17 protein-coding genes and 1 pseudogene are annotated in these 18,539 nt (G+C 72.0%); 14 read left to right on the top strand and 4 right to left on the bottom strand.

Going from position 1 to position 18,539, the window contains the following annotated elements; genetic code table 11:
* Positions 1–58: 58 nt before the first annotated feature.
* The 4 genes and pseudogenes from ccmA (at position 59) to ACIHAD_RS22095 (ending at position 2,316) form a co-directional block, all read left to right on the top strand.
* Positions 59–682, top strand: coding sequence for a heme ABC exporter ATP-binding protein CcmA (gene ccmA, locus ACIHAD_RS22110; protein WP_397356436.1), 624 nt, complete (start codon positions 59–61; stop codon positions 680–682).
* Positions 679–804: a hypothetical protein gene (locus tag ACIHAD_RS22105; RefSeq protein ID WP_397356434.1), complete on the top strand. Its 126-nt coding sequence runs from the start codon at positions 679–681 to the stop codon at positions 802–804. The genes ccmA and ACIHAD_RS22105 overlap by 4 nt, the downstream gene beginning before the upstream one ends.
* Positions 805–908: 104 nt before the next feature.
* Positions 909–1,751, top strand: a pseudogene (locus ACIHAD_RS22100) (DUF6297 family protein); the annotation flags it as partial.
* A gap of 124 nt (positions 1,752–1,875) precedes the next feature.
* Positions 1,876–2,316 carry a hypothetical protein gene (locus ACIHAD_RS22095; protein ID WP_397356433.1) on the top strand — a complete coding sequence of 147 codons (441 nt, stop codon included), beginning with the start codon at positions 1,876–1,878 and terminating at the stop codon, positions 2,314–2,316.
* On the opposite strand, the gene ACIHAD_RS22090 is transcribed toward ACIHAD_RS22095, so the two are convergent.
* Complete coding sequence (locus tag ACIHAD_RS22090) at positions 2,304–2,795, bottom strand: GNAT family N-acetyltransferase (protein WP_397356432.1); 492 nt, start codon at positions 2,793–2,795, stop codon at positions 2,304–2,306. The genes ACIHAD_RS22095 and ACIHAD_RS22090 overlap by 13 nt on opposite strands.
* Before the next feature lie 66 nt (positions 2,796–2,861).
* On the opposite strand from ACIHAD_RS22090, the gene ACIHAD_RS22085 reads away from it, so the two are divergent.
* On the top strand, positions 2,862–3,155 hold the full coding sequence (locus ACIHAD_RS22085) for a hypothetical protein (RefSeq protein WP_397356431.1): 294 nt from the start codon (positions 2,862–2,864) through the stop codon (positions 3,153–3,155).
* Positions 3,152–3,361, top strand: a complete 210-nt coding sequence (locus ACIHAD_RS22080) for an acyl-CoA thioesterase (protein WP_397356430.1) — start codon at positions 3,152–3,154, stop codon at positions 3,359–3,361. The genes ACIHAD_RS22085 and ACIHAD_RS22080 overlap by 4 nt, the downstream gene beginning before the upstream one ends.
* 14 nt (positions 3,362–3,375) lie before the next feature.
* On the opposite strand, the gene lepA is transcribed toward ACIHAD_RS22080, so the two are convergent.
* Positions 3,376–5,205, bottom strand: a complete 1,830-nt coding sequence (gene lepA / locus ACIHAD_RS22075) for a translation elongation factor 4 (RefSeq protein ID WP_397356429.1) — start codon at positions 5,203–5,205, stop codon at positions 3,376–3,378.
* 55 nt (positions 5,206–5,260) lie between these two features.
* Between lepA and ACIHAD_RS22070 the strand changes: the two genes are divergently transcribed.
* From ACIHAD_RS22070 to ACIHAD_RS22045, 6 genes are all read left to right on the top strand, one after another.
* Positions 5,261–6,250 carry a hypothetical protein gene (locus tag ACIHAD_RS22070; RefSeq protein ID WP_397356428.1) on the top strand — a complete coding sequence of 330 codons (990 nt, stop codon included), beginning with the start codon at positions 5,261–5,263 and terminating at the stop codon, positions 6,248–6,250.
* A gap of 130 nt (positions 6,251–6,380) precedes the next feature.
* On the top strand, positions 6,381–6,650 hold the full coding sequence (gene rpsT / locus ACIHAD_RS22065) for a 30S ribosomal protein S20 (protein WP_358462970.1): 270 nt from the start codon (positions 6,381–6,383) through the stop codon (positions 6,648–6,650).
* A 208-nt stretch (positions 6,651–6,858) separates the two neighbouring features.
* On the top strand, positions 6,859–9,918 hold the full coding sequence (locus ACIHAD_RS22060) for an FtsX-like permease family protein (protein WP_397356427.1): 3,060 nt from the start codon (positions 6,859–6,861) through the stop codon (positions 9,916–9,918).
* The gene (locus ACIHAD_RS22055) at positions 9,915–12,506 is read left to right on the top strand and encodes an FtsX-like permease family protein (protein ID WP_397356426.1); all 2,592 of its coding nucleotides are present in this window, start codon (positions 9,915–9,917) and stop codon (positions 12,504–12,506) included. The genes ACIHAD_RS22060 and ACIHAD_RS22055 overlap by 4 nt, the downstream gene beginning before the upstream one ends.
* Entirely contained in the window at positions 12,503–13,432 is a 930-nt protein-coding gene (locus tag ACIHAD_RS22050) for an ABC transporter ATP-binding protein (protein ID WP_397356425.1), read from the top strand. The genes ACIHAD_RS22055 and ACIHAD_RS22050 overlap by 4 nt, the downstream gene beginning before the upstream one ends.
* Positions 13,422–14,114: an ABC transporter ATP-binding protein gene (locus ACIHAD_RS22045; RefSeq protein WP_397356423.1), complete on the top strand. Its 693-nt coding sequence runs from the start codon at positions 13,422–13,424 to the stop codon at positions 14,112–14,114. Before ACIHAD_RS22050 ends, ACIHAD_RS22045 begins: the two co-directional genes overlap by 11 nt.
* Positions 14,115–14,145: 31 nt before the next feature.
* On the opposite strand, the gene ACIHAD_RS22040 is transcribed toward ACIHAD_RS22045, so the two are convergent.
* Positions 14,146–15,495: an MFS transporter gene (locus ACIHAD_RS22040; RefSeq protein ID WP_397356422.1), complete on the bottom strand. Its 1,350-nt coding sequence runs from the start codon at positions 15,493–15,495 to the stop codon at positions 14,146–14,148.
* Between the two features lie 67 nt (positions 15,496–15,562).
* Between ACIHAD_RS22040 and ACIHAD_RS22035 the strand changes: the two genes are divergently transcribed.
* Positions 15,563–16,060 carry a MarR family winged helix-turn-helix transcriptional regulator gene (locus ACIHAD_RS22035; RefSeq protein WP_397356421.1) on the top strand — a complete coding sequence of 166 codons (498 nt, stop codon included), beginning with the start codon at positions 15,563–15,565 and terminating at the stop codon, positions 16,058–16,060.
* Positions 16,061–16,119: 59 nt separating this feature from the next.
* Positions 16,120–17,259, top strand: a complete 1,140-nt coding sequence (locus ACIHAD_RS22030) for an epoxide hydrolase family protein (protein ID WP_397356420.1) — start codon at positions 16,120–16,122, stop codon at positions 17,257–17,259.
* A gap of 295 nt (positions 17,260–17,554) precedes the next feature.
* Here the strand turns inward: ACIHAD_RS22030 and holA are convergent, their stop codons facing one another.
* The gene (gene holA, locus ACIHAD_RS22025) at positions 17,555–18,526 is read right to left on the bottom strand and encodes a DNA polymerase III subunit delta (RefSeq protein WP_397356419.1); all 972 of its coding nucleotides are present in this window, start codon (positions 18,524–18,526) and stop codon (positions 17,555–17,557) included.
* Positions 18,527–18,539 lie beyond the last annotated feature (13 nt).

Raw genomic sequence — 18,539 nt, 5'->3', positions numbered from 1 at the left:
ACGCGGTCAGGCGGGGAGCGGGCGCGTGGGTGGGCGGTGGGGTGGCTACGCTCGAACGGTGAGCGATCTGATCATCGATGTCGCGGGCCTGTCGGTCGAGCTCGGAGGCAATCCGGTGCTCCGGGATCTGGAGCTGGCCGTCGAGCCGGGTGAGCTCGTGGCGGTCGTCGGGCCCAACGGCTCGGGCAAGTCCACGCTGCTGCGCTGCCTGGCCGGCCTCCAGCCCGCCACCTCCGGCGAGGTCCGCGTGTTCGGGGCCGAGCCGGCCGACGACGGGCCCTTCTGGCGCCGGGTGGCGCTGCTCGGCGACGAGCCCGCCTGGTACCCGGGGTTGACGGCGCGCGAGCACCTGGAGCTCATGGGGGCCGTGCACGCCGAGGCGCGCATGACGGTGGATTCGGCGCTGGAGGAGTTCGCGCTGACCGAACGGGCCGACGCGCCGCCGCTCAACCTGTCCACCGGCCAGCGCCAGCGCCTCTGCCTGGCGGCCACGCTGCTCAGGCCGAGCACGCTGCTGCTGCTCGACGAGCCCGAACGCGGCCTCGACGCGAGCTTCCGCGTCCGGCTCGCGCAGCTCCTGGAGGAGTACGCGGACGAGGGCGGCACCGTGGTGATGGCCACCCACGACCAGATCCTCGCCGACGTCGCCCGCCAGATCTCCCCCGCCGGGGTGCCCGCATGACCCGTCACGACACGACCACCGCCGACGGGCAGCGGCGGAGGCCGACCGGACGGCCCGGCAGGTTGGGGTGCGAGGCGGGCGGGCTGCCCGGCAGGCCGCGGCGGAAGGTGGGCGGGCGGTGAGCGCGGCGGACGTGAGTGTGGGGGCGGTGCGGGCGTTCATCCGGGCGCGTGGCCGTGCTCCCGCCGGTGCGGTCGATCGTTACGTCAGCCTGTTCGGCCTCTGCATGCTGGTCGCCGTCCTCGGGCAGCCGCTGTCCTCGGTGGTGTCGGGCCTCTCCGGGACGGTCGACCCTGGGCGGATGGGCGCGGGGATCGCCCTGGTGCTGCTGGCGTTCGCGGGGGTTCTGGCCGTGGCGCGGGTGGCGGGGCCGGTGATGGTGCCCGCGGCGGAGGCGTCCTGGCTGCTGATGTCGCCGTTGAACCGGCGCCGACTGCTCGGGCGTATCGGGCGGGTGCTCATGCTCGTCGCGCTGGTGGCGGGGTTGCTGCTCGGGCTGGGGCTGCTCGCGGCGCTCGGCGCGCCCGGCGCGCTGGTGTGGCGGCTGCTCGCCGCGCTGGTGCTGGCCACGGCGGCGAGCGTGGCGGGCATGGCGCTGGCGATGCTCGCCCAGTCCTCCCCGACCTGGAACCTCTGGCTGACCGGCGTGCTGGCCGCGCTCCTCGTGCTGGCCGTGGTCGCCGTCAGCGGCCAGGCCCGTACGGCGCTCGTGTCCGCCGCGAACGCCCCCCTGCCCGCGCTCGCCGCCACGGCGTCGGCCATGGCCGCGCTGGCCGCCGTCCTGGCCCGCCGGGCCTGGGGTTCGCTGGCCGCCATCCCCACCCGCCTGCTGCTGACCGCCTCCACCCGGGCCGGGCACGTCACCAGCGCCGCCGTCACCCTCGACCCGGGCGCGCTGAGCTGGATCGTCGAGGACAACCACTGGCGGGCCAGGAAGCTCACCTCGCGACGGTGGCCGGGGCTGCCCGCGCCGCTCGCGCTGGCCTGGCAGGACTGGATGCGGTTCGGCCGCCGGCCCTGGCGGCTGGCGTCCACGGTTGCGGGCGCGGCGTTGCCCGCCGTGTTCGCCCAGGCGGGCGCCGCTCCGACGGCTCTCGGGCTGGTCGTGTTCGGCGGGGCGCTGGCGGTGGCGGCGTCCGGCACGTCGGGCGCGCAGAGACGCCGACAACCCCGCCCTGGCGCGGCTGACCGGTGTGGGCCGGCGTCCGGCGCTGGCGGCGCGAGCGCTCCTGCCCGCGCTGCTGGGCGGTACGTGGGCGGCCCTGGCCCTGGCCGGCGTCGCGGCGACAGGCGGCCTTCCGTCCGGTACGTGGTTGTTCGGCCTGCTGGCCGCTCCCGCTCTCGCGGCCGGCGCGCTGCGGATGGCCAGGAGGGGTCCGGTCGACCATTCGCTGCCGGTCATCGACACCCCCGGCGGCGCGGTCCCGACCGGCCCGCTGCTGTGGGCGGCGACGGGTGCCGACCTGGCGCTGCTCGGCTGCCTGCCCGCGGTGGTCGCGCTGGCCGCCGGGCCGGCCGCGCCGGGCGGCTTCCTGGTGGCCCAGGCGCTGGCGGGTCTGGCTGTGCTGGCGGGCGTCCTGTGGGGATCACGTCCGGAGCGGAGGGCCCCGCGCTCGAGCGGTCAGGCGACGTAGAGGTCGCTCGGCACGCCCCCGTACCTGATCGGGCGCTCCCGGTGCAGGCCGGCCTTCTCCGCCACCCGGCGGGACGGCTCGTTGCCGTCCCCGATCAGGGCCACCACGGTGCCCAGGCCGCGTCCGACGCGCAGGGCCGCCCTGGCGAGCTCGGTCGCGTACCCGTGGCCCCAGGCCGTGGGGCGGAAGCGGTAGTAGAGGTGGAGCACGTCCTCGCCTTCCAGGGGCGCGTACCGCAGGCCGCCGATGCCCAGCACCTGCGGCCGCTCCGGCAGGCGGGCGGCCCAGTAGCCGATCCCCCGCTCGGCCCAGTCGGCCAGCCACAGGTCCAGCATGACCAGGCTGGCCTCCATGTCCACGGTGGGCCCGGCGGAGCTGTGGACGTTCGTCCGCGGGTCGGAGTGGATCTCGTGCACGGCTTCGAGGTCTTCCGGGCGTACCCGGGAGAGGACCATGCGTTCCGTACGCACCACTTCCACCCTTTCAGGGTAGCCGCTGCTATCGCTAAGCTATCGATGGCAATCGAACAGCGATGAGGAGCGCCGATGGACATCGCCCGCGTGCAGGCCTCCCTGCGTCTGATGGCGCGCGGCCTGGAGGAGCTGGCCGCCGCGCTCGGCGACGAGGAGGCGGGCGAGGACGAGCGTACGGCCCGGGTCCTCGCGGAGTGGGGCCGCCGCGGCCTCACCCAGAAGGAGGCGTCGGCGCTGTTCCAGCGGCACGGCTTCGCCCCCCAGACCACGGGCGGCTGGGCCCGCGGCGACTGGGTGGAGATCGGCGACGACGGCCTGCGCTACCTCACCGCCAAATCGCACGCCTGGCTGGAGGAACGATCATGACCTTCTCGGTACGCATCGCCGTCCGCGGCTACGAGCTCGACACCCAGGGCCACCTCAACAACGTGGTCTACCACCAGTACGGCGACCACGCCCGCTGGGAGTGCCTGCGCGCGGCCGGCGTCGGCGGGCTGATGGACCTGCGGCCCGCCGCCTGGTCGCCGACCCGGGGCAACATTGGCGGGCGCTCGCGCGAACGCCCGCCGTGATGGGCCTGTAGCGGCTACTTCTTGGTCTTGTCGACGCTGGAGTCGGTGGACAGCGCGGCGACGAAGGCCTCCTGGGGCACCTCGACGCGGCCGACCATCTTCATCCGCTTCTTGCCTTCCTTCTGCTTCTCCAGCAGCTTGCGCTTACGGGAGATGTCACCGCCGTAGCACTTGGCCAGGACGTCCTTGCGGATGGCCCGGATGTTCTCGCGGGCGATGACCCGGGCGCCGATGGCGGCCTGGATCGGCACCTCGAACTGCTGCCGCGGGATCAGCTCGCGCAGCTTCTTGGCCATGTCGACGCCGTAGGAGTACGCCTTGTCCTTGTGGACGATCGCGCTGAAGGCGTCGACGGCCTCGCCCTGCAGCAGGATGTCCACCTTGACCAGCTCGGCCTCCTGCTCGCCGGCGGGCTCGTAGTCGAGCGAGGCGTAGCCGCGGGTGCGCGACTTGAGCTGGTCGAAGAAGTCGAAGATGATCTCGCCGAGCGGCAGCGTGTAGCGGATCTCGACGCGGTCCTCGGACAGGTAGTCCATGCCGAGGAGCTGGCCGCGCCGCCCCTGGCAGATCTCCATGATCGCGCCGATGAACTCGGCGGGCGCCAGGATGGTGGACTTGGTGACCGGCTCGAAGACCTGCGCGATCTTGCCGCCCGTCGGGAACTCGGACGGGTTGGTGACCGTGAGCTCCTTGCCGTCCTCCAAGACCACGCGGTAGACGACGTTGGGCGCCGTGGAGATCAGCGACAGGCCGAACTCGCGCTCCAGGCGCTCGCGCACGATCTCCATGTGCAGCAGGCCGAGGAAGCCGACGCGGAAGCCGAAGCCGAGCGCGGCCGAGGTCTCCGGCTCGTAGACCAGCGCGGCGTCGTTGAGCTGGAGCTTGTCGAGCGCCTCGCGCAGCTCGGGGTACTCGTCGCCGTCGATCGGGTAGAGCCCGGAGAACACCATCGGCTTGGGGTGCTCGTAGCCGGCCAGCATCTCCTTGGCGGGCTTGACCGACGAGGTGACGGTGTCGCCGACGCGCGACTGGCGGACGTCCTTCACGCCGGTGATCAGGTAGCCCACCTCGCCGACGCCCAGGCCGCGGTCGGCGGCCTTGGGCTCGGGCGAGATGACGCCGATCTCCAGCGTCTCGTGCGTGGCGTTGGTGGACATCATGAGGATGCGCTCGCGCTTGCTCAGATGGCCGTCGATGACCCGGACGTACGTCACGACGCCGCGGTAGGTGTCGTAGACGGAGTCGAAGATGAGCGCCCGCGCGGCGGCGTCGGCCTGGCCCACGGGCGCGGGGACGGTCTGCACCACGTGGTCGAGCAGCTCGCGCACGCCCACGCCGGTCTTGCCCGACACCTTGAGCACGTCGGACGGGTCGCAGCCGATCAGGCCGGCCAGTTCCTCGGCGAACTTCTCCGGCTGCGCGGCGGGCAGGTCGATCTTGTTGAGCACCGGGATGATGTGCAGGTCGGCGTTCATGGCCAGGTAGAGGTTGGCCAGGGTCTGCGCCTCGATGCCCTGCGCGGCGTCGACCAGCAGGACCGCGCCCTCGCACGCCTGCAGCGACCGGGACACCTCGTAGGTGAAGTCGACGTGCCCGGGGGTGTCGATCATGTTGAGGACGTGGCCGTCCCAGGGCAGCCGCACGGCCTGCGACTTGATCGTGATGCCGCGTTCGCGCTCGATGTCCATCCTGTCGAGGTATTGCGCGCGCATGGAGCGTTCGTCGACCACGCCGGTGATCTGCAGCATCCGGTCGGCAAGGGTCGACTTGCCATGGTCGATGTGCGCGATGATGCAGAAGTTGCGGATCAACGCGGGGTCGGTCTGGCCAGGCTGAGTGCGCACCGAAGTCCGTTTCGACAGGGTTGAGGTCAAGCGTCTTTCATGGTGACATGCCCGGGTGATTACCCGGACCGTCATCCGCCGCGGCCTGCGCCTGGTCGCGCTGGCCTTGGCCGTCGTGGTGGCGCTGGCCGGCCTTCTCGCCGGCGCGCTCCGTCTCCAGTTTACCGGTGCCCCGGCGGCCTGGGCGAAGAGCACCGGCAACGACGCCCTCTGGCTCGGCCACGCCTGGGTCGACGGCCGCCGCGCGGAGCAGGACGTGGAGCAATTGGCCGTACGCCTGCGCACCACCGGCATCAAGGACGTGTACGTGCATTCCGGCCCCTTCGAGTGGGACGGCCGCCTCGATCCCGCCAAGCACCCCAAGTCCGCAGATTTCGTGACCTGGATGCACCGGTACCTGCCGGGCGTCCGCGTCTCCGCCTGGCTGGGCCAGACCGTCAAGGACGGCCTCGACCTCGACGACGCCGCGTCCCGCGCGAACGTCCTGGCCGGCGTGGCCGACATCATGAAGGCGGGCTACGACGGCGTCCACTACAACTTCGAGCCGATCGGCGACGGCGACGACGAGTTCCTCGACCTGCTGGAACGGACGAGGACGTACACGAAGCTGCTGTCCACCTCGACCCCGCAGGTCGAGCCCTATCCCCTCATGCGCCCGGCGGGCAGGCTCGTCCTGGGCCACGACAAATACTGGTCGCAGGGCTACTTCCAGGAGGTCGTGAACCGGGTGGACCAGGTCGCGATCATGACGTACGACTCGGGCGCCCCCACACAGTCCCTCTACGGCGGCTACGTGGCCCGGCAGGCCGCGCTCGCCCTGGACCTCGTACCGGACGGCAAGTCCCTGTTCATCGGCGCCCCCGCCTACCACGACCACAGCCTGCCCTGGCTGGACGCCGCCGAGAGCGTGGCGATGGCCGCCGAGGGCGCCAGGCTGGCCCTGTCCGACCACGGCCGCCGCGAACGCTTCGGCCTGGCCCTGTACGTCGACTTCGCCGCCACCGAAGAGGACTGGAAGGAGTACATGACCCGCTGGCTGGCCTAAACTGAGAACGCCCGGTGCGTTGATTTGAGCAGCCGCCTGGGTTATTGGTACCCTGTTCACTTGCGTGTGGCGCGCCCTCTCTCGAGCCCGCGCGCCCCATCCATCCTTAGACTTTCACCGAGGCTTCTTCGTGGCGAACATCAAGTCCCAGATCAAGCGCAACAAGCAGAACGAGAAGGCGCGTCTGCGCAACAAGGCGGTCAAGTCCTCTCTGAAGACGGCTGTCCGCAAGTTCCGCGAGGCCGCCGAGCAGGGCGACGTCGAGCAGGCCGCGGCGCTGCAGCGCGTCGCCGCCCGCCAGCTCGACAAGGCCGTCAGCAAGGGCGTCATCCACAAGAACCAGGCCGCCAACCGCAAGTCGGCGATCGCCAAGCAGGCTGCCACCCTAGCCGCCAAGTAGGCACCGACCGCCCGGCCACAGCCGGGCGAGCACTAGCGCCGCACTCCCTCACGGAGTGCGGCGTTCTTGTTTTTTGTGCGCGTTTTGTCACAGTTTCGATATCACATGGGCATCGCCGCCGGGTATCGGGTGGGCATCCCTTACCAAGATCCCTTGCCTCCCGTCCGCCCTCTCCGTGAGGGTTCACTAAACGGACGAAGGGGGACACATGCGGGGGCCGTTGGTCGTCAAACGGGCGTTCAGCGAGCCTTTGCTCCTCCTGGCCGCCTTCGGCTCGATCCTGCTGGCCACCACCACGCTGGTCGCGCTCACCATGTACGCCTCCTCCATCGCCGACGCCGGCGTGCGCAGGACCATGGAGACCGCCTCCCTGCGCCAGACCTCCGCGACGATCAGCGCCCCCGTCACCGACAAGACGTTCCCCGTCTACGACCAGGCGGTACGCGCCGAGCTGGCCAAGGCGTACACCAAGGCGCCCGCGCTCACCACGAGCTTCCACTCCGACTCCTACGCCATGCCCGGCCAGGAGCGCAGGGACCGGCCCGAACTGCTCAGGTTCGGCAGCTACGACGGCCTCGACCAGCACGCCAAGCTCGTCTCCGGCGCCTGGCCCAAGGCCGCCGACGGCCGGGTGGAGGCGGCGATCTCGCTGTCGGCGGCCTCGGCGGCCGGGTTCAAGGTCGGCCAGGAGCTGACCACCGTGGGCCGCCTGTCGCCGGAGCCCGTCCAGGTGCGCATCACCGGCGTCTTCCAGCTCGACGACCCCTTCGGCGAGCGCTGGACCGGGGAGCAACTGCTCAGCAGGGGCGTCGAGCGCGGCGACTTCACCACGTACGGGCCGCTGATGGTCTCGCGCGACACCTTCATCGCCCGCTTCGCCACCAACGTGAACGCCACCTGGACCGCCGAGCCCGACCTGCGCTCGCTGACGCCGGCCCAACTGCGCCCGCTGGCCGCGGCGGTCGGCGAGGTGGGCGCGCACCTGAAGGCCGGCGCCTGCCCGAGCTGCGTGACCACCAGCCGCCTGCCCGAGATGCTCACCCAGCTCGACACCGCCTCGCTGGTGGCCCGTTCGACCATGCTGATCCCGGTGTTGCAGTTGCTGCTGCTGGCGGCGTACGCGCTGATGCTCACCGCGCGGCTGCTGGCCGACCACCGGCGCATGGAGGTGGCGCTGCTGCGCTCGCGCGGCGCGGGCACGCTGCGGCTGGCCGCGCTGGCCGGGGGCGAGGCGCTGCTGGTGGCGGTCCCGTGCGCGATCGTCGCGCCGTTCCTCGGGCCGCCGCTGCTCGGGCTGGTGAACCAGCTTCCCTGGATCAAGGCGTCGGGCGTGCGGCTGGATCCCTCGATCGGCCTGGGCACGTTCCTGGTGTCGGTCGCGGTGGCCCTGGCCTCGGCGGTGCTGCTGGTGCTGCCCGCGCTGGCGGGCGCGCGGCGCACGTACGTGGAGGAGCAGTCGGCGCGCGGACGCGGCGGCGGGCGCGGCCTGATCGAGCGCGCGGGCGCCGACGTCGCGCTGCTGGCCGTGGCCGGCCTGGCGATCTGGCAGCTCCAGCACTACGGCGCGCCGGTCACCACCACCGCGGGCGGCGGGCTCGGCATCGACCCGCTGATCATCTCCGGCCCCGCGCTGGCCCTGCTCACCGGCGGCATGCTCGGCCTGCGGCTGGTGCCGCGCATCTCCAAGGTGGCCGAGCGCATCACCTCCAGACGCCCGTCCCTGGCCCCGGCGCTCGGCGCGTGGCAGGTCAGCAGGCGGCCGCTCAAGTACGCCGGCCCCGCGCTGCTGCTCACCATGGCCATCGCCATCGGCATCGTGTCCATGGCCACCGCCGCCACCTGGCGCGGCTCCCAGCTCGACCAGGCCCGCCACCAGGCCGGGGCCGACCTGCGCCTGTCCGGCCCGCCGGACGCGCCCGAGCTGGGCCCGCTGGGCCGCGGCACGGCGTTCACCGCGCTGCCCGGCGTGACCGCCGCCTCGCCCGTCTTCCGCGGCCAGACCGAGGTCAGCAGCGAGAACGCCATCCTGATCGGAATCGACGCCGCCAAGCTCGGCACGCTGTTCCAGCTCCGCCCCGACCTGGCGGACCGGCCCATCGCCGAGATGTCCAAGGCGCTGACCGGGCCGCAGGCGGGCAAGCTGGACCTGCCGGGACAGCCGGCCGCGCTCACCCTGCGCGCCACGACGGACGCGGACCTGCCGCTGCGGCTGGTGCTGTCCGACGCGCTGGGGGTGTGGCGCGACGTGTCGCTCGGCGTCCTGAAGGCGGGCGAGAACACCCTGGACGTGGACCTGGCGGCGCTGGCGGGGCGCAGCGGGAAGATCACGTACCCGCTGTCGCTGCGCGGGCTCGTCGCGAGCGCGCCGCCCTCCGGCAGCGCGACCCTGACCGTGACCGGGATCAGCGCGGACGGACGGCCGGTGACCACGCCCGCCGTGTCGTTGAAGGCGGCCGGCCGGCAACCGGCGACGGCCTCCTTCGGGTCGCCGCCGGTTCAAGGACCGCTGCCCGTGGTGCTCACCGCCGACCTGGCGACCTCGCTCAAGCTGGGCGTCGGCCAGGTGGGACGGGCCAGCATCGACCGCAAGGTCATGGACGTCAAGGTCGTGGCCGTCGTGGAGACGATGCCGACGACCACTGCCGGGCAACATGCCGTACTGGCCGACTGGGGGACGATGCAGGCGCAGGATCTGGCGGCGGGGCAACTGCCCAGGCCCGCCACCGAGTGGTGGCTCGCCACCCCGGACGGCCGGGCGGCGGCCGCGCTCACCGGCCGCCCCGCCTGGGACGTCACCGCGATCGACCAGCGCGCCCTGGCCTCCAAGATGCAGGACGACCCGCTGGCCAGCGGCCTCCAGGGGGCGCTGATGCTGGGCTTCCTCGCGGCGCTGGTGTTCGCGGCGCTCGGCTTCCTGGTCAACGCGGCGGTCGCGGCCCGCGAGCGGATGAACGAGTTCGCGATCCTGCGGGCGCTCGGCGTGAGCTCCCGGCAGGTGTTCGGGATGCTGGCGATGGAGCAGACGTTCGTGATCGGGTTGTCGCTGGCTGCCGGGACCGGGCTCGCCGTCGTCGTGGGCATGCTCGTGGTGCCGCACATCGTGCTGACCGGGCAGGCGTCGGCGGTCACCCCCGGGGTGGTGCTCGACATCCCCTGGGGCGCCACGGCCGCCATGCTCGCCGGGGTGGCCGCGGTGCTGCTCGCCATCGTCGCCGGACTGGCGCGTAACCTGCGCAGGCAGGGTCTCGGCCTTCGGGAGGAACAGTGAGGATCCCGCTGCTGGCCCGGACGCACCTGGGCGCGGTGGCCGTGCTCTTCGTGCTGACGCTGAGCGCCTGCCTGCTCGTCGCGGGGCTGCCCAGGGCGATGCAGTTGTCGTTCGACCAGGCGCTGCGCGACGCGCTCAGGACCGCCGCCGCCGAGCAGGCCGACCTGGCCGTGACCGTCGGGTCGATGTCGAAGGAGGAGGACCTGCACGAACGCGGCCAGTTCGAGTCCAGGGACCGGCGCTGGCGCCAGCTCGTGCCCCCGGCTCTGCGGCCGCTGGTCGTCCCCGCAGGCACGGGCGACAGCCACATGAGCGCCAAGACCGTGGTCACCCCGATCCACGGCTCGGGCGGGACCATGTTCATGAACCTCGGCTGGCTGTCCGACGCCGACCGGCGGGTGGACTGGGCCCAGGGACGGGCGCCGGGCAAGCCCTCCACCATGCGCTTCGAGGGCGAGACGATCCCGCTGATCGAGGTGGGCCTGGTCGAGTCCGCGCTGACCGCGATGGACCTGCGGCTGGGCCAGGTCAAGGTGCTCGGCGAGAGCCACTACGTGGCGGTGAAGCTGGTCGGCGCGTTCAAGGCCAAGAAGCCGGACGACCGCTACTGGAGCCACAACAGCGACATCCTGACCGTCACCCGGATGCTGCCGCCGGGCAAGCTGGAGTTCGAGAAGCACATCACGACGATCATGTCCGACGACGGGCTGACCGCGCTCAGCGGCGACGGGCGCAACCTGTCCTACTACTGGGTGCTCCCCATCGACCCGGACAAGGCCGACGCGCTGGCCACGACCGACCTCCAGACGGCCGTCAGCGAGTTCGAGCGGGTGATCGGGTTGCAGGCGTCGGGCTCGTACAGCCCGTACCGGGTGCTGACCGCGCTGCCCAAGCTGCTGACGGAGTTCGTGGCGGCCCAGTCCACCGCCCAGACCGTGATGTACCTGGTGCTCGGCGGCCTGCTGCTGGTGGCGGTCGGCGTGATCGTGCTGGCGGTGCAGCTGCTTTCCGGCCGGCTCGACCACACGCTGGCGCTGACGCGGGCCCGCGGCGGGTCGTTGTGGCAGGTGGCGGGCACCGGCGCGGCGCTGACCGCGCTCGCCGTCGTGCCCGCCGGGCTCGCCGGGTACGCGCTGTCCTGGCTCGTCCCCGGGCCCGTGCTGCCGATCGTGCACGTCGGGCCGCTGCTGGTGATGGCGGCCGCCGTCGGGTTCACCGCCGCCGGGCTGGCCTTCACCCACCGCGTGCCGCTGCACGAGCAGCGCGAGGACGTCAGCACCGCCCGTCCCTCCGCCCGCCGGCTCACGCTGGAGGTGCTGGTCGTGGTGCTGGCGCTGGCGGGGGCGTACCTGCTGCGCACCCGCGGGCTGACCGCCTCGGCCGGGTTCGACCCGTTCCTGCTGGTGGTGCCGATCGCGCTGACGCTCGCCGCAGCGGTGATCATCCTGCGCTGCTACCCGTACCCGCTGCGGCTGCTCGTACGGCTGACCGCGCGGCGGCCGGGGGCCGTGCCGTTCCTGGGCCTGACCAGGGCGGCCAGGGCGCGGTCCGCGTCGGTGCTGCCGGTGCTGATCCTGCTGCCCGCGCTGGGCGTGTCGGTGTTCGCCGCGGTGATCTCCGACGGGCTGGTGAGCACGCAGCGGCTGGCGTCCTGGCAGCAGGTGGGCGCGCCGGTCAAGGTCACTTCCCGGGTCGAGATCCCGGCCGACGTGATCGAACGGGTCCGCAGGACGGCGGGCGTCGAGCAGGTCGTGCTCGCGCAGACCGGCCGGGTCCAGGTCGGGTACGGCGCCGAGCGCGCCGAGGCCATCGCCGTGAACCTGCCCGAGTGGCGGCGGGTGCTGGCCGGGGCGCCGATCGGCGTGCCGACCGGGAGCGGCGCCTTCGTCTCGCCCGACCTGAAGGGCCGGGGCACGTACGAGATCGGCTGGCAGTCGCGGCTCAAGGTCCCCGAGGGCGGCGTGATCACCTCCGTGCCCGGCTTCTACAGCCAGGGTAAGTTCCTGATCCTGCCGCTGGACTCGCTCGTGCGGCCCGCCGTGAACACCCTGCTCATCCGCGGCAACCCCGCGCCCGACGAGTTGCGCCGGATGGTCCCGCTCGGCACGGTGGAGTCCCAGACGCTGGCCCTGGCCGCCATCCAGGACGACCCGCTGACCAGCACCGTGCGGACCACGCTGGTCGTGGTCACGGTCGCGCTGGCGGCGTACGCGCTGGTCGCCGTCATCCTCTCGCTGGTGATCGGGGCGGCCGACCGGGCCAGGGCGCTGTCGTTCCTGCGTACGCTGGGGCTGTCGGACCGGCAGGCGCAGCGGCTCACCGTCCTGGAGATCATGCCGATGATCCTGCTGACCGCGCTGGCCGGCCTCCTGCTCGGCCTCGGGCTGCCCGCGGCACTCGGGCCGGGCGTCGACCTGTCCTCCTACGCCGGCGACCTGCCGGTCGGCGACTACTCCCTAGACCTGATCACGCCGACCGCGCTGGCGGCCGGGCTGGCCGTCGTGGCCGTGTTCGGCGCGTACACGCACACCGCCATCAGCCGCCGTCGCAGCCTCGGCGCCGTCCTTCGAGTGGGGGACCTCACATGAACCCGACCCTGTCAGAGCTGGAAGCCAAGGCCACGCGGGAGAAGACCGCGTTCGGCGGGGACGCGCACATCGTCTGCGACAACCTCGTCCGCATCTACAAGACCGAGGGCGTCGAGGTCGTCGCCCTGCAGGGACTCGACCTGGTGATCGACAAGGGCGAGCTGGTGGCCATCGTCGGTGCGTCCGGGTCGGGCAAGTCCACGCTGCTCAACGTGCTGTCGGGCCTCGACGTGCCGACCGCCGGGGTGGCCAGGGTCGCGGGCACCGACCTGCTGGCGATGACGGCCAAGGACCGGCTGCGCTACCGGCGTTCCGTGGTGGGCTTCATCTGGCAGCAGACCGCGCGCAACCTGCTGCCGTACCTGACCGCCAGGGAGAACGTCGAGCTGCCCATGAAGCTGGCCGGCGGCGGCCGGGCGCGCCGCGCCCGCGCCGGCGAGCTGCTGGAGCTCCTGGGCGTCGGCTACTGCGCCGACCGCCGCACGCCCGAGATGTCCGGCGGTGAGCAGCAGCGGGTCGCCATCGCCGTCGCCCTGGCCAACGAGCCGCAGCTCATCCTGGCCGACGAGCCCACCGGCGAGCTGGACAGCGAGACGTCCGAGCAGGTCTTCGACTCCCTCCGGAAGGCGAACAGGGAGCTCGGCGTGACCGTGGTCATCGTGACCCACGACCCGCTGGTGTCGGAGCAGGTGGACCGCACCGTCGGCATCCGCGACGGGCGTACCAGCAGCGAGACGCTGCGGCGCGAGGGCGCCGAGGGGCAGATCGTCGCCGAGGAGTACGCCGTGCTGGACCGCGTGGGCCGCCTGCAGCTCCCCCGCGACTTCATGAACGCCCTGGACATGGAACGCCGGGTGCGCCTCGAACTCGAATCCGACCACATCGGCGTTTGGCCCGCCCGAGAGGAGCCCTCCCATGAGCAATGAGCCCCTGGTCGTGGTGGAGGGGGTCCGCAAGGTCTACCGGAGCGGGCCCAAGGAGGTCGTCGCGCTGCGCGAGGTGTCCTTCGAGGTGTTCCCCGGGGAGCTGGTGGCGGTCCGCGGACGTTCGGGGTCGGGCAAGACCACGCTGCTCAACCAGATCGGCGGCCTGGACCGTCCCGACGCCGGGCGGGTCGTCGTGGACGGGCGCGAGGTGACGTCCATGTCCGAGGACGCCCTGCTGGCGCTGCGCCGGGACGTGGTGGGCTTCGTGTTCCAGTCGTTCGGGCTGATCCCCGTGTTGTCGGCGGCCGAGAACGTGGGGGTGCCGATGCGGCTGGCCCGCGTGCCGTCCGCCGAGCGGGAGGAGCGGGTACGGCTGCTGCTGGCGCTGGTGGGGCTGGAGCAGCACGTGAACCAGCGGCCGTACGAGCTGTCGGGCGGGCAGCGGCAGCGGGTGGCGATCGCCCGGTCCCTGGCCAACCGGCCCCGGCTGCTGGTGGCCGACGAGCCCACGGGGCAGCTCGACTCGCAGACGGGGCGGCAGATCATGGAGCTGTTGCGGGCGCTCGTACGGAGTGAGGGGGTGACGGCGCTGGTCGCCACGCACGATCCCAGTTTGATCACGCTGGCGGACCGGGTGCTGGAGATCAGCGACGGCATCGTCCGCGAACCAGCCCTCACCTGACCCCGCCCGCACCGGCTGTCCGCCCCCTCGCTCAGGCGGGCCGCCGGGCCGGCACCTGCCCACGGTCCTCGGCGCCCTGCCGGGGCGCGGCCTTGGGTGAGCGCACCACCGCGGCGAGGTTGGCGACGGCGACCAGCACCCCACCGGTGACCATCAGCGCCGCCATCCCGGTCACACCCGCCAGCGGCGCCGCGACGGCCAGCCCGACCGGCCGCGCCGCGAACGAGATGAGCTGGTCGAACGACCGCACCCGCCCCAACGCCCCCTCCGGGATCTCCTCCGCCACCACCGTCTCCCACAACGGACTGAGCACCCCGAGCCCCACCATGGCCACGAAGTACGCCGCCGCGACCACCACCACCGACAGCCCGAACCCCACCGCCACCGGCAACGCCACCATCGGCAACAGATAGGCCGCGGCCCCCACCTGAACGACGACCAGCGGCCTCCGCACCGGCAACCGCGGCGCGACCAGCACCCCCACCACCAACCCGACCGTGCCGCTCTGCACGATGATCATCCAACCGGCCTCACCCCCCAGCCGCTGCACAGCCGCCAGCGGCCCGAGAGTGAGGAACAGCCCGGCCATGAAGTGCCACACGCCATGCCCCAGCACGCAGGCCAAGAACCACGGCCGCCTCCTGACCTCCCCGAACCCCTCGACCAACTCCCTCCCGAACCCGACCCCCCACCGACGCCCCCCGCCGGCGACCACCTCCCGATCGCCCTCTGCCGTCCGGCCCTCGACAGCTGCCTCCCGATCGGCCACCTCGCCCCCGCGGTCCTCCGCCACCACACCCCGGCCCCCCACAGCCGTACGGATCCCACCGAGGGTCACCGCCGAGCAGGCGAACAACATCGCCGTGAGCCCCGCCGCCCACCCGGGCCCGGCGGCCAGCGTGAGCGTCCCCGCGAGCGCCGGCCCCAGCACCGCCGACACGCTGGTCACCACCCCGATCCGCGCGTTCACCCGCAACCTGTCCGGTCCCGGCACCACCGCCACCACCAGCCGCGGAACGGCAGGACTCCCGAACGCGATCGCCGCCCCAGAGACGGCCGACAGCACGGCGAGATCGGGAACCCGATTCACCCCGGCGAGCAGCTCGACCGCCATGACCCCCTGAGCCAGGCACCGCGTGAGGTCGGCGAGCAACACGACCCGTTCGGGCCTGACCCGGTCGGCCAGCACGCCCCCGACCGGCAGCAACAGCAGCAACGGCACCATCTCGCAGGCCAGCACCACCCCCAGCGCCTGTCCCGACCCCGTGGCACGCAGCACGGCCAGGGTGAGCGTGGTGGGGATCATGGCCGTGGCGAGCGCCGACAGACAGCGCCCGGCCAGCAGCCGGTTCCTGGACGCGACAAGCAAAGAAAACGACATGGCCCAGAAGGTAGTTCGCCAGCGAATGTTTCGTCAACAAATTACTAGTTGGCGTATGATCTGTCCCGTGGAGGACTCCGTCGACCGTCATCTGGCCCGCTGGCGCGGCAAGGCCCCCTTCGACGAGCGCGCGGAGGGGATCGTGACCCGCATGCAGTCGCTGGTGAAACACCTGAGCCACGCCAAGGCGGCCGCGCTGGCCCAGACCGGCGTGCAGGACTTCGAGTTCCAGACGCTCCACAGGCTCGTGGCCCACAACGGCACCGCCACCCCCACCGAGCTGGCCGCCGAACTGCTGCTCTCCCCCGCCGGCATGACCGGCCGCCTCGACACACTGGAGAAAGCAGGTCTGGTACGCCGGGTCCGCAGCACCGAAGACCGCCGGCGTGTGGACGTCGAGCTCACCCCCAAGGGCCACGACCTCTGGATGGACGCCATGGCCGTCCTGGCCGTACTGGAGACGGCCATGGTGAACACCCTGGCCGCCGGCGACCAGGACACCCTGGACAACCTGCTCAAACAGCTCCTGCTCTACGCGGAGAGCAACCCTCATCAATTGCATTGAGGCCGACAGGTGTCCGGTGATAACCATGCTGGGATGAGATTCCCGACATCGGATACCACATGACCGTGACGCGGTTCCGTATTGAGGTTCCTGACGACGTACTCGCCGACCTGCGCACCCGTCTCCGCAACGCCAGATTCACCGGCCCGCTCGACCACCGCCCCTGGGAAGGCGGCACCGACCCGGCCTACCTGCGGGAACTGGTGACGTACTGGGCCGACGGGTTCGACTTCCGAGCCCAGGAAACCCGCCTCAACGAACTGGACCACTACACAGCCCCCGTCCAGGGACGAGACCTCCACTTCATCCGCATCCCCGGCACCGGCCCCGCCCCGATGCCCCTCCTGCTCTGCCACGGCTGGCCGAGCAGCTTCCTGGAGATGCTCCCGCTGGCAACCCGCCTGGCCGACCCCGCCCGGTACGGCGGCGACCCCGGCGACTCCTTCGACGTCGTGATCCCGTCCATGCCGGGGTTCCTCTACTCCGACCTGCCGGCGGAACCCCTCACCCGAGCCGCGATGGCCCGTACGCTGCACCTGCTCATGACCGAGGTCCTGGGCCACGAACGCTACGGGGCCTTCGGCGGCGACATCGGCGGCGCCGCCGTCGGCTGGCTGGGCGCCCTTTATCCGGACCAGGTGATCGGGATCCACCTGATCCACCCGCCCGCCCCCGCCTCCCTGGACACCCCGCCGCTGACGTCCGAGGAACAGGCGTACCTGGACGCCGAGGCGGCCTACGACGAGCGCGACGGCGGCTACAGCGAGATCATGCTCACCCGTCCCGGCACCATCGCCGCCGCCCTGATCGACTCACCGACCGGCCTGGCCGCGTGGATCGTGGACAAACTCCGCGCCTGGAGCGACTGCCAGGGCGACCTGGAGTCCCGGTTCGACCGCGACACGCTGCTCACCATGCTGACCCTCTACTGGACCACCGGCTCGATCGGCACCTCGTTCAAGTCGTACTACGACTGGCACCTCAACCCGCCCCGGCCGCCCATCAGCGTCCCGTCCGCCGTCACCCTCAGCCACGAACCCTCCGTGGCCGGCCTCCCCCGCAGCCTCGCCGAACGCGCCCTGACCGACCTCCGCCACTGGAACACCCCAGCCCGAGGCGGCCACTTCATGCCCCTCGAAGAACCAGCCCAACTCACAACCGACATCACCACCTTCTTCCACCCCCTCCGCCCCGCCTAACCCCAGGCCCCCACCCTCACCGCCACCAATGCCCCACCCCCGGACCACCGCCCAGACCGCCATCGGATGAGGCCCATCACGGTCGATCACCACCACCAGCGGACCACCACTGACCGGCACCCGCCGAAGAACCCGTTAGGAGCGACGCCAGCTAGGAGCGACGGCCCGCCATGAGGGCGCCGCCAAAATGTGCCCCGGAGGGACCTGGCCCTCAAATCGACCTCGCCAACCGTCCGGGAGGCTCATGTGGAACCTCTCGTCCAGTGTCCGGGCTCCACCGCTCCGCGAGCGTTCCCTACCGCCCTGTACGGCTGGCGACGATCACTTGTACGGCGTGCTCCAGGGCGTACGCCGCGTCCGCCCCTCCACCCTTGACCTGCTCATCCGCAGTGGCCACGGCCTGGATCGCCCGGGACAACCCCTCCGGCCCCCAGCCGTTCAGTTGGCGCTTGACCCGATCGACCTTCCAGGGCGGCATCCCCAGATGGCTGGCGAGCTGCCCTCCGCGCAGGTTGCGCGGGGCACTCCCCACCTTCGCCAGCGACCGCAGCCCACCGGCCATCGCACTCACCAGCAGCACAGGGGCGACACCGGTGCCCAGAGCCCACCGCAACTGCTCCAGGGCCTCGGCCAACCGCCCCTCTATCGCCGAGTCCGCCACGTTGAAGCCTGTGACCTCGGCGCGCCCCTTATGATAGCGCGCCACAGCCGCCGCGCTGATCGTCTTGTCCTCGGTGTCGAAGGCGAGCTGGTTGCACGCCGCCGCCAGCTCCCGCAGATCGTTCCCCACCGCGTCGAGCAACGCCTGGGCCGCATCACCCGAGATGTTCCGCCCGGCCCGCTTGATCTCCCCCTTGATGAACTCCAGCCGCTCCCCGGCCTTGGTGACCTTGTTGATCGTGACCACCTTGGCGCCGGCCTTCTTCACCCCGTCGACCAGCGCCTTCCCCTTCACCCCACCCGGGTGCGCCAGGACGAGGACCGCGTCGTCCGACGGCTGCTTGGCGTACGACACCACCTCGGTGATGACGTCCTTCGGCAGATCCTGCGCCGAGCGGATCACGACCACCGAACGGTCGCCGAAGAGCGAGGGCGAGGTCAGCTGGGTCAGCTCGCCGGTGCCCATCTTCCCCCCGACGAGATCGTGCACCTCGGCCCCGGGATCGCCGGACCGCGCCGCCGCGACGACAGCACCCACCGCCCGCTCGGCAAGCAGCTCCTCATCGCCGAGGACCAGGGTGACAAGTGCTGGATCGGTTCCCGCCATGTCAGGCAGCATG

This window comes from Nonomuraea sp. NPDC052265 (assembly GCF_044547985.1).
Classification (GTDB): Bacteria; Actinomycetota; Actinomycetes; order Streptosporangiales; family Streptosporangiaceae; genus Nonomuraea.
Note: the sequence above shows the minus strand (reverse complement) of the source record. Positions and strands in the feature narration are given on the sequence as shown.

Coding starts and splice junctions, on each gene's coding strand:
- ACIHAD_RS22085 (WP_397356431.1), top strand. CDS start 2,862: ATGGACATCGCCCGCGTGCAGGCCTCCCTGCGTCTGATGGCGCGCGGC.
- ACIHAD_RS22040 (WP_397356422.1), bottom strand. CDS start 15,495: ATGTCGTTTTCTTTGCTTGTCGCGTCCAGGAACCGGCTGCTGGCCGGG.
- ACIHAD_RS22050 (WP_397356425.1), top strand. CDS start 12,503: ATGAACCCGACCCTGTCAGAGCTGGAAGCCAAGGCCACGCGGGAGAAG.
- ACIHAD_RS22105 (WP_397356434.1), top strand. CDS start 679: ATGACCCGTCACGACACGACCACCGCCGACGGGCAGCGGCGGAGGCCG.
- ACIHAD_RS22030 (WP_397356420.1), top strand. CDS start 16,120: ATGACCGTGACGCGGTTCCGTATTGAGGTTCCTGACGACGTACTCGCC.
- ACIHAD_RS22080 (WP_397356430.1), top strand. CDS start 3,152: ATGACCTTCTCGGTACGCATCGCCGTCCGCGGCTACGAGCTCGACACC.
- ACIHAD_RS22060 (WP_397356427.1), top strand. CDS start 6,859: ATGCGGGGGCCGTTGGTCGTCAAACGGGCGTTCAGCGAGCCTTTGCTC.
- ACIHAD_RS22045 (WP_397356423.1), top strand. CDS start 13,422: ATGAGCAATGAGCCCCTGGTCGTGGTGGAGGGGGTCCGCAAGGTCTAC.
- holA (WP_397356419.1), bottom strand. CDS start 18,526: ATGGCGGGAACCGATCCAGCACTTGTCACCCTGGTCCTCGGCGATGAG.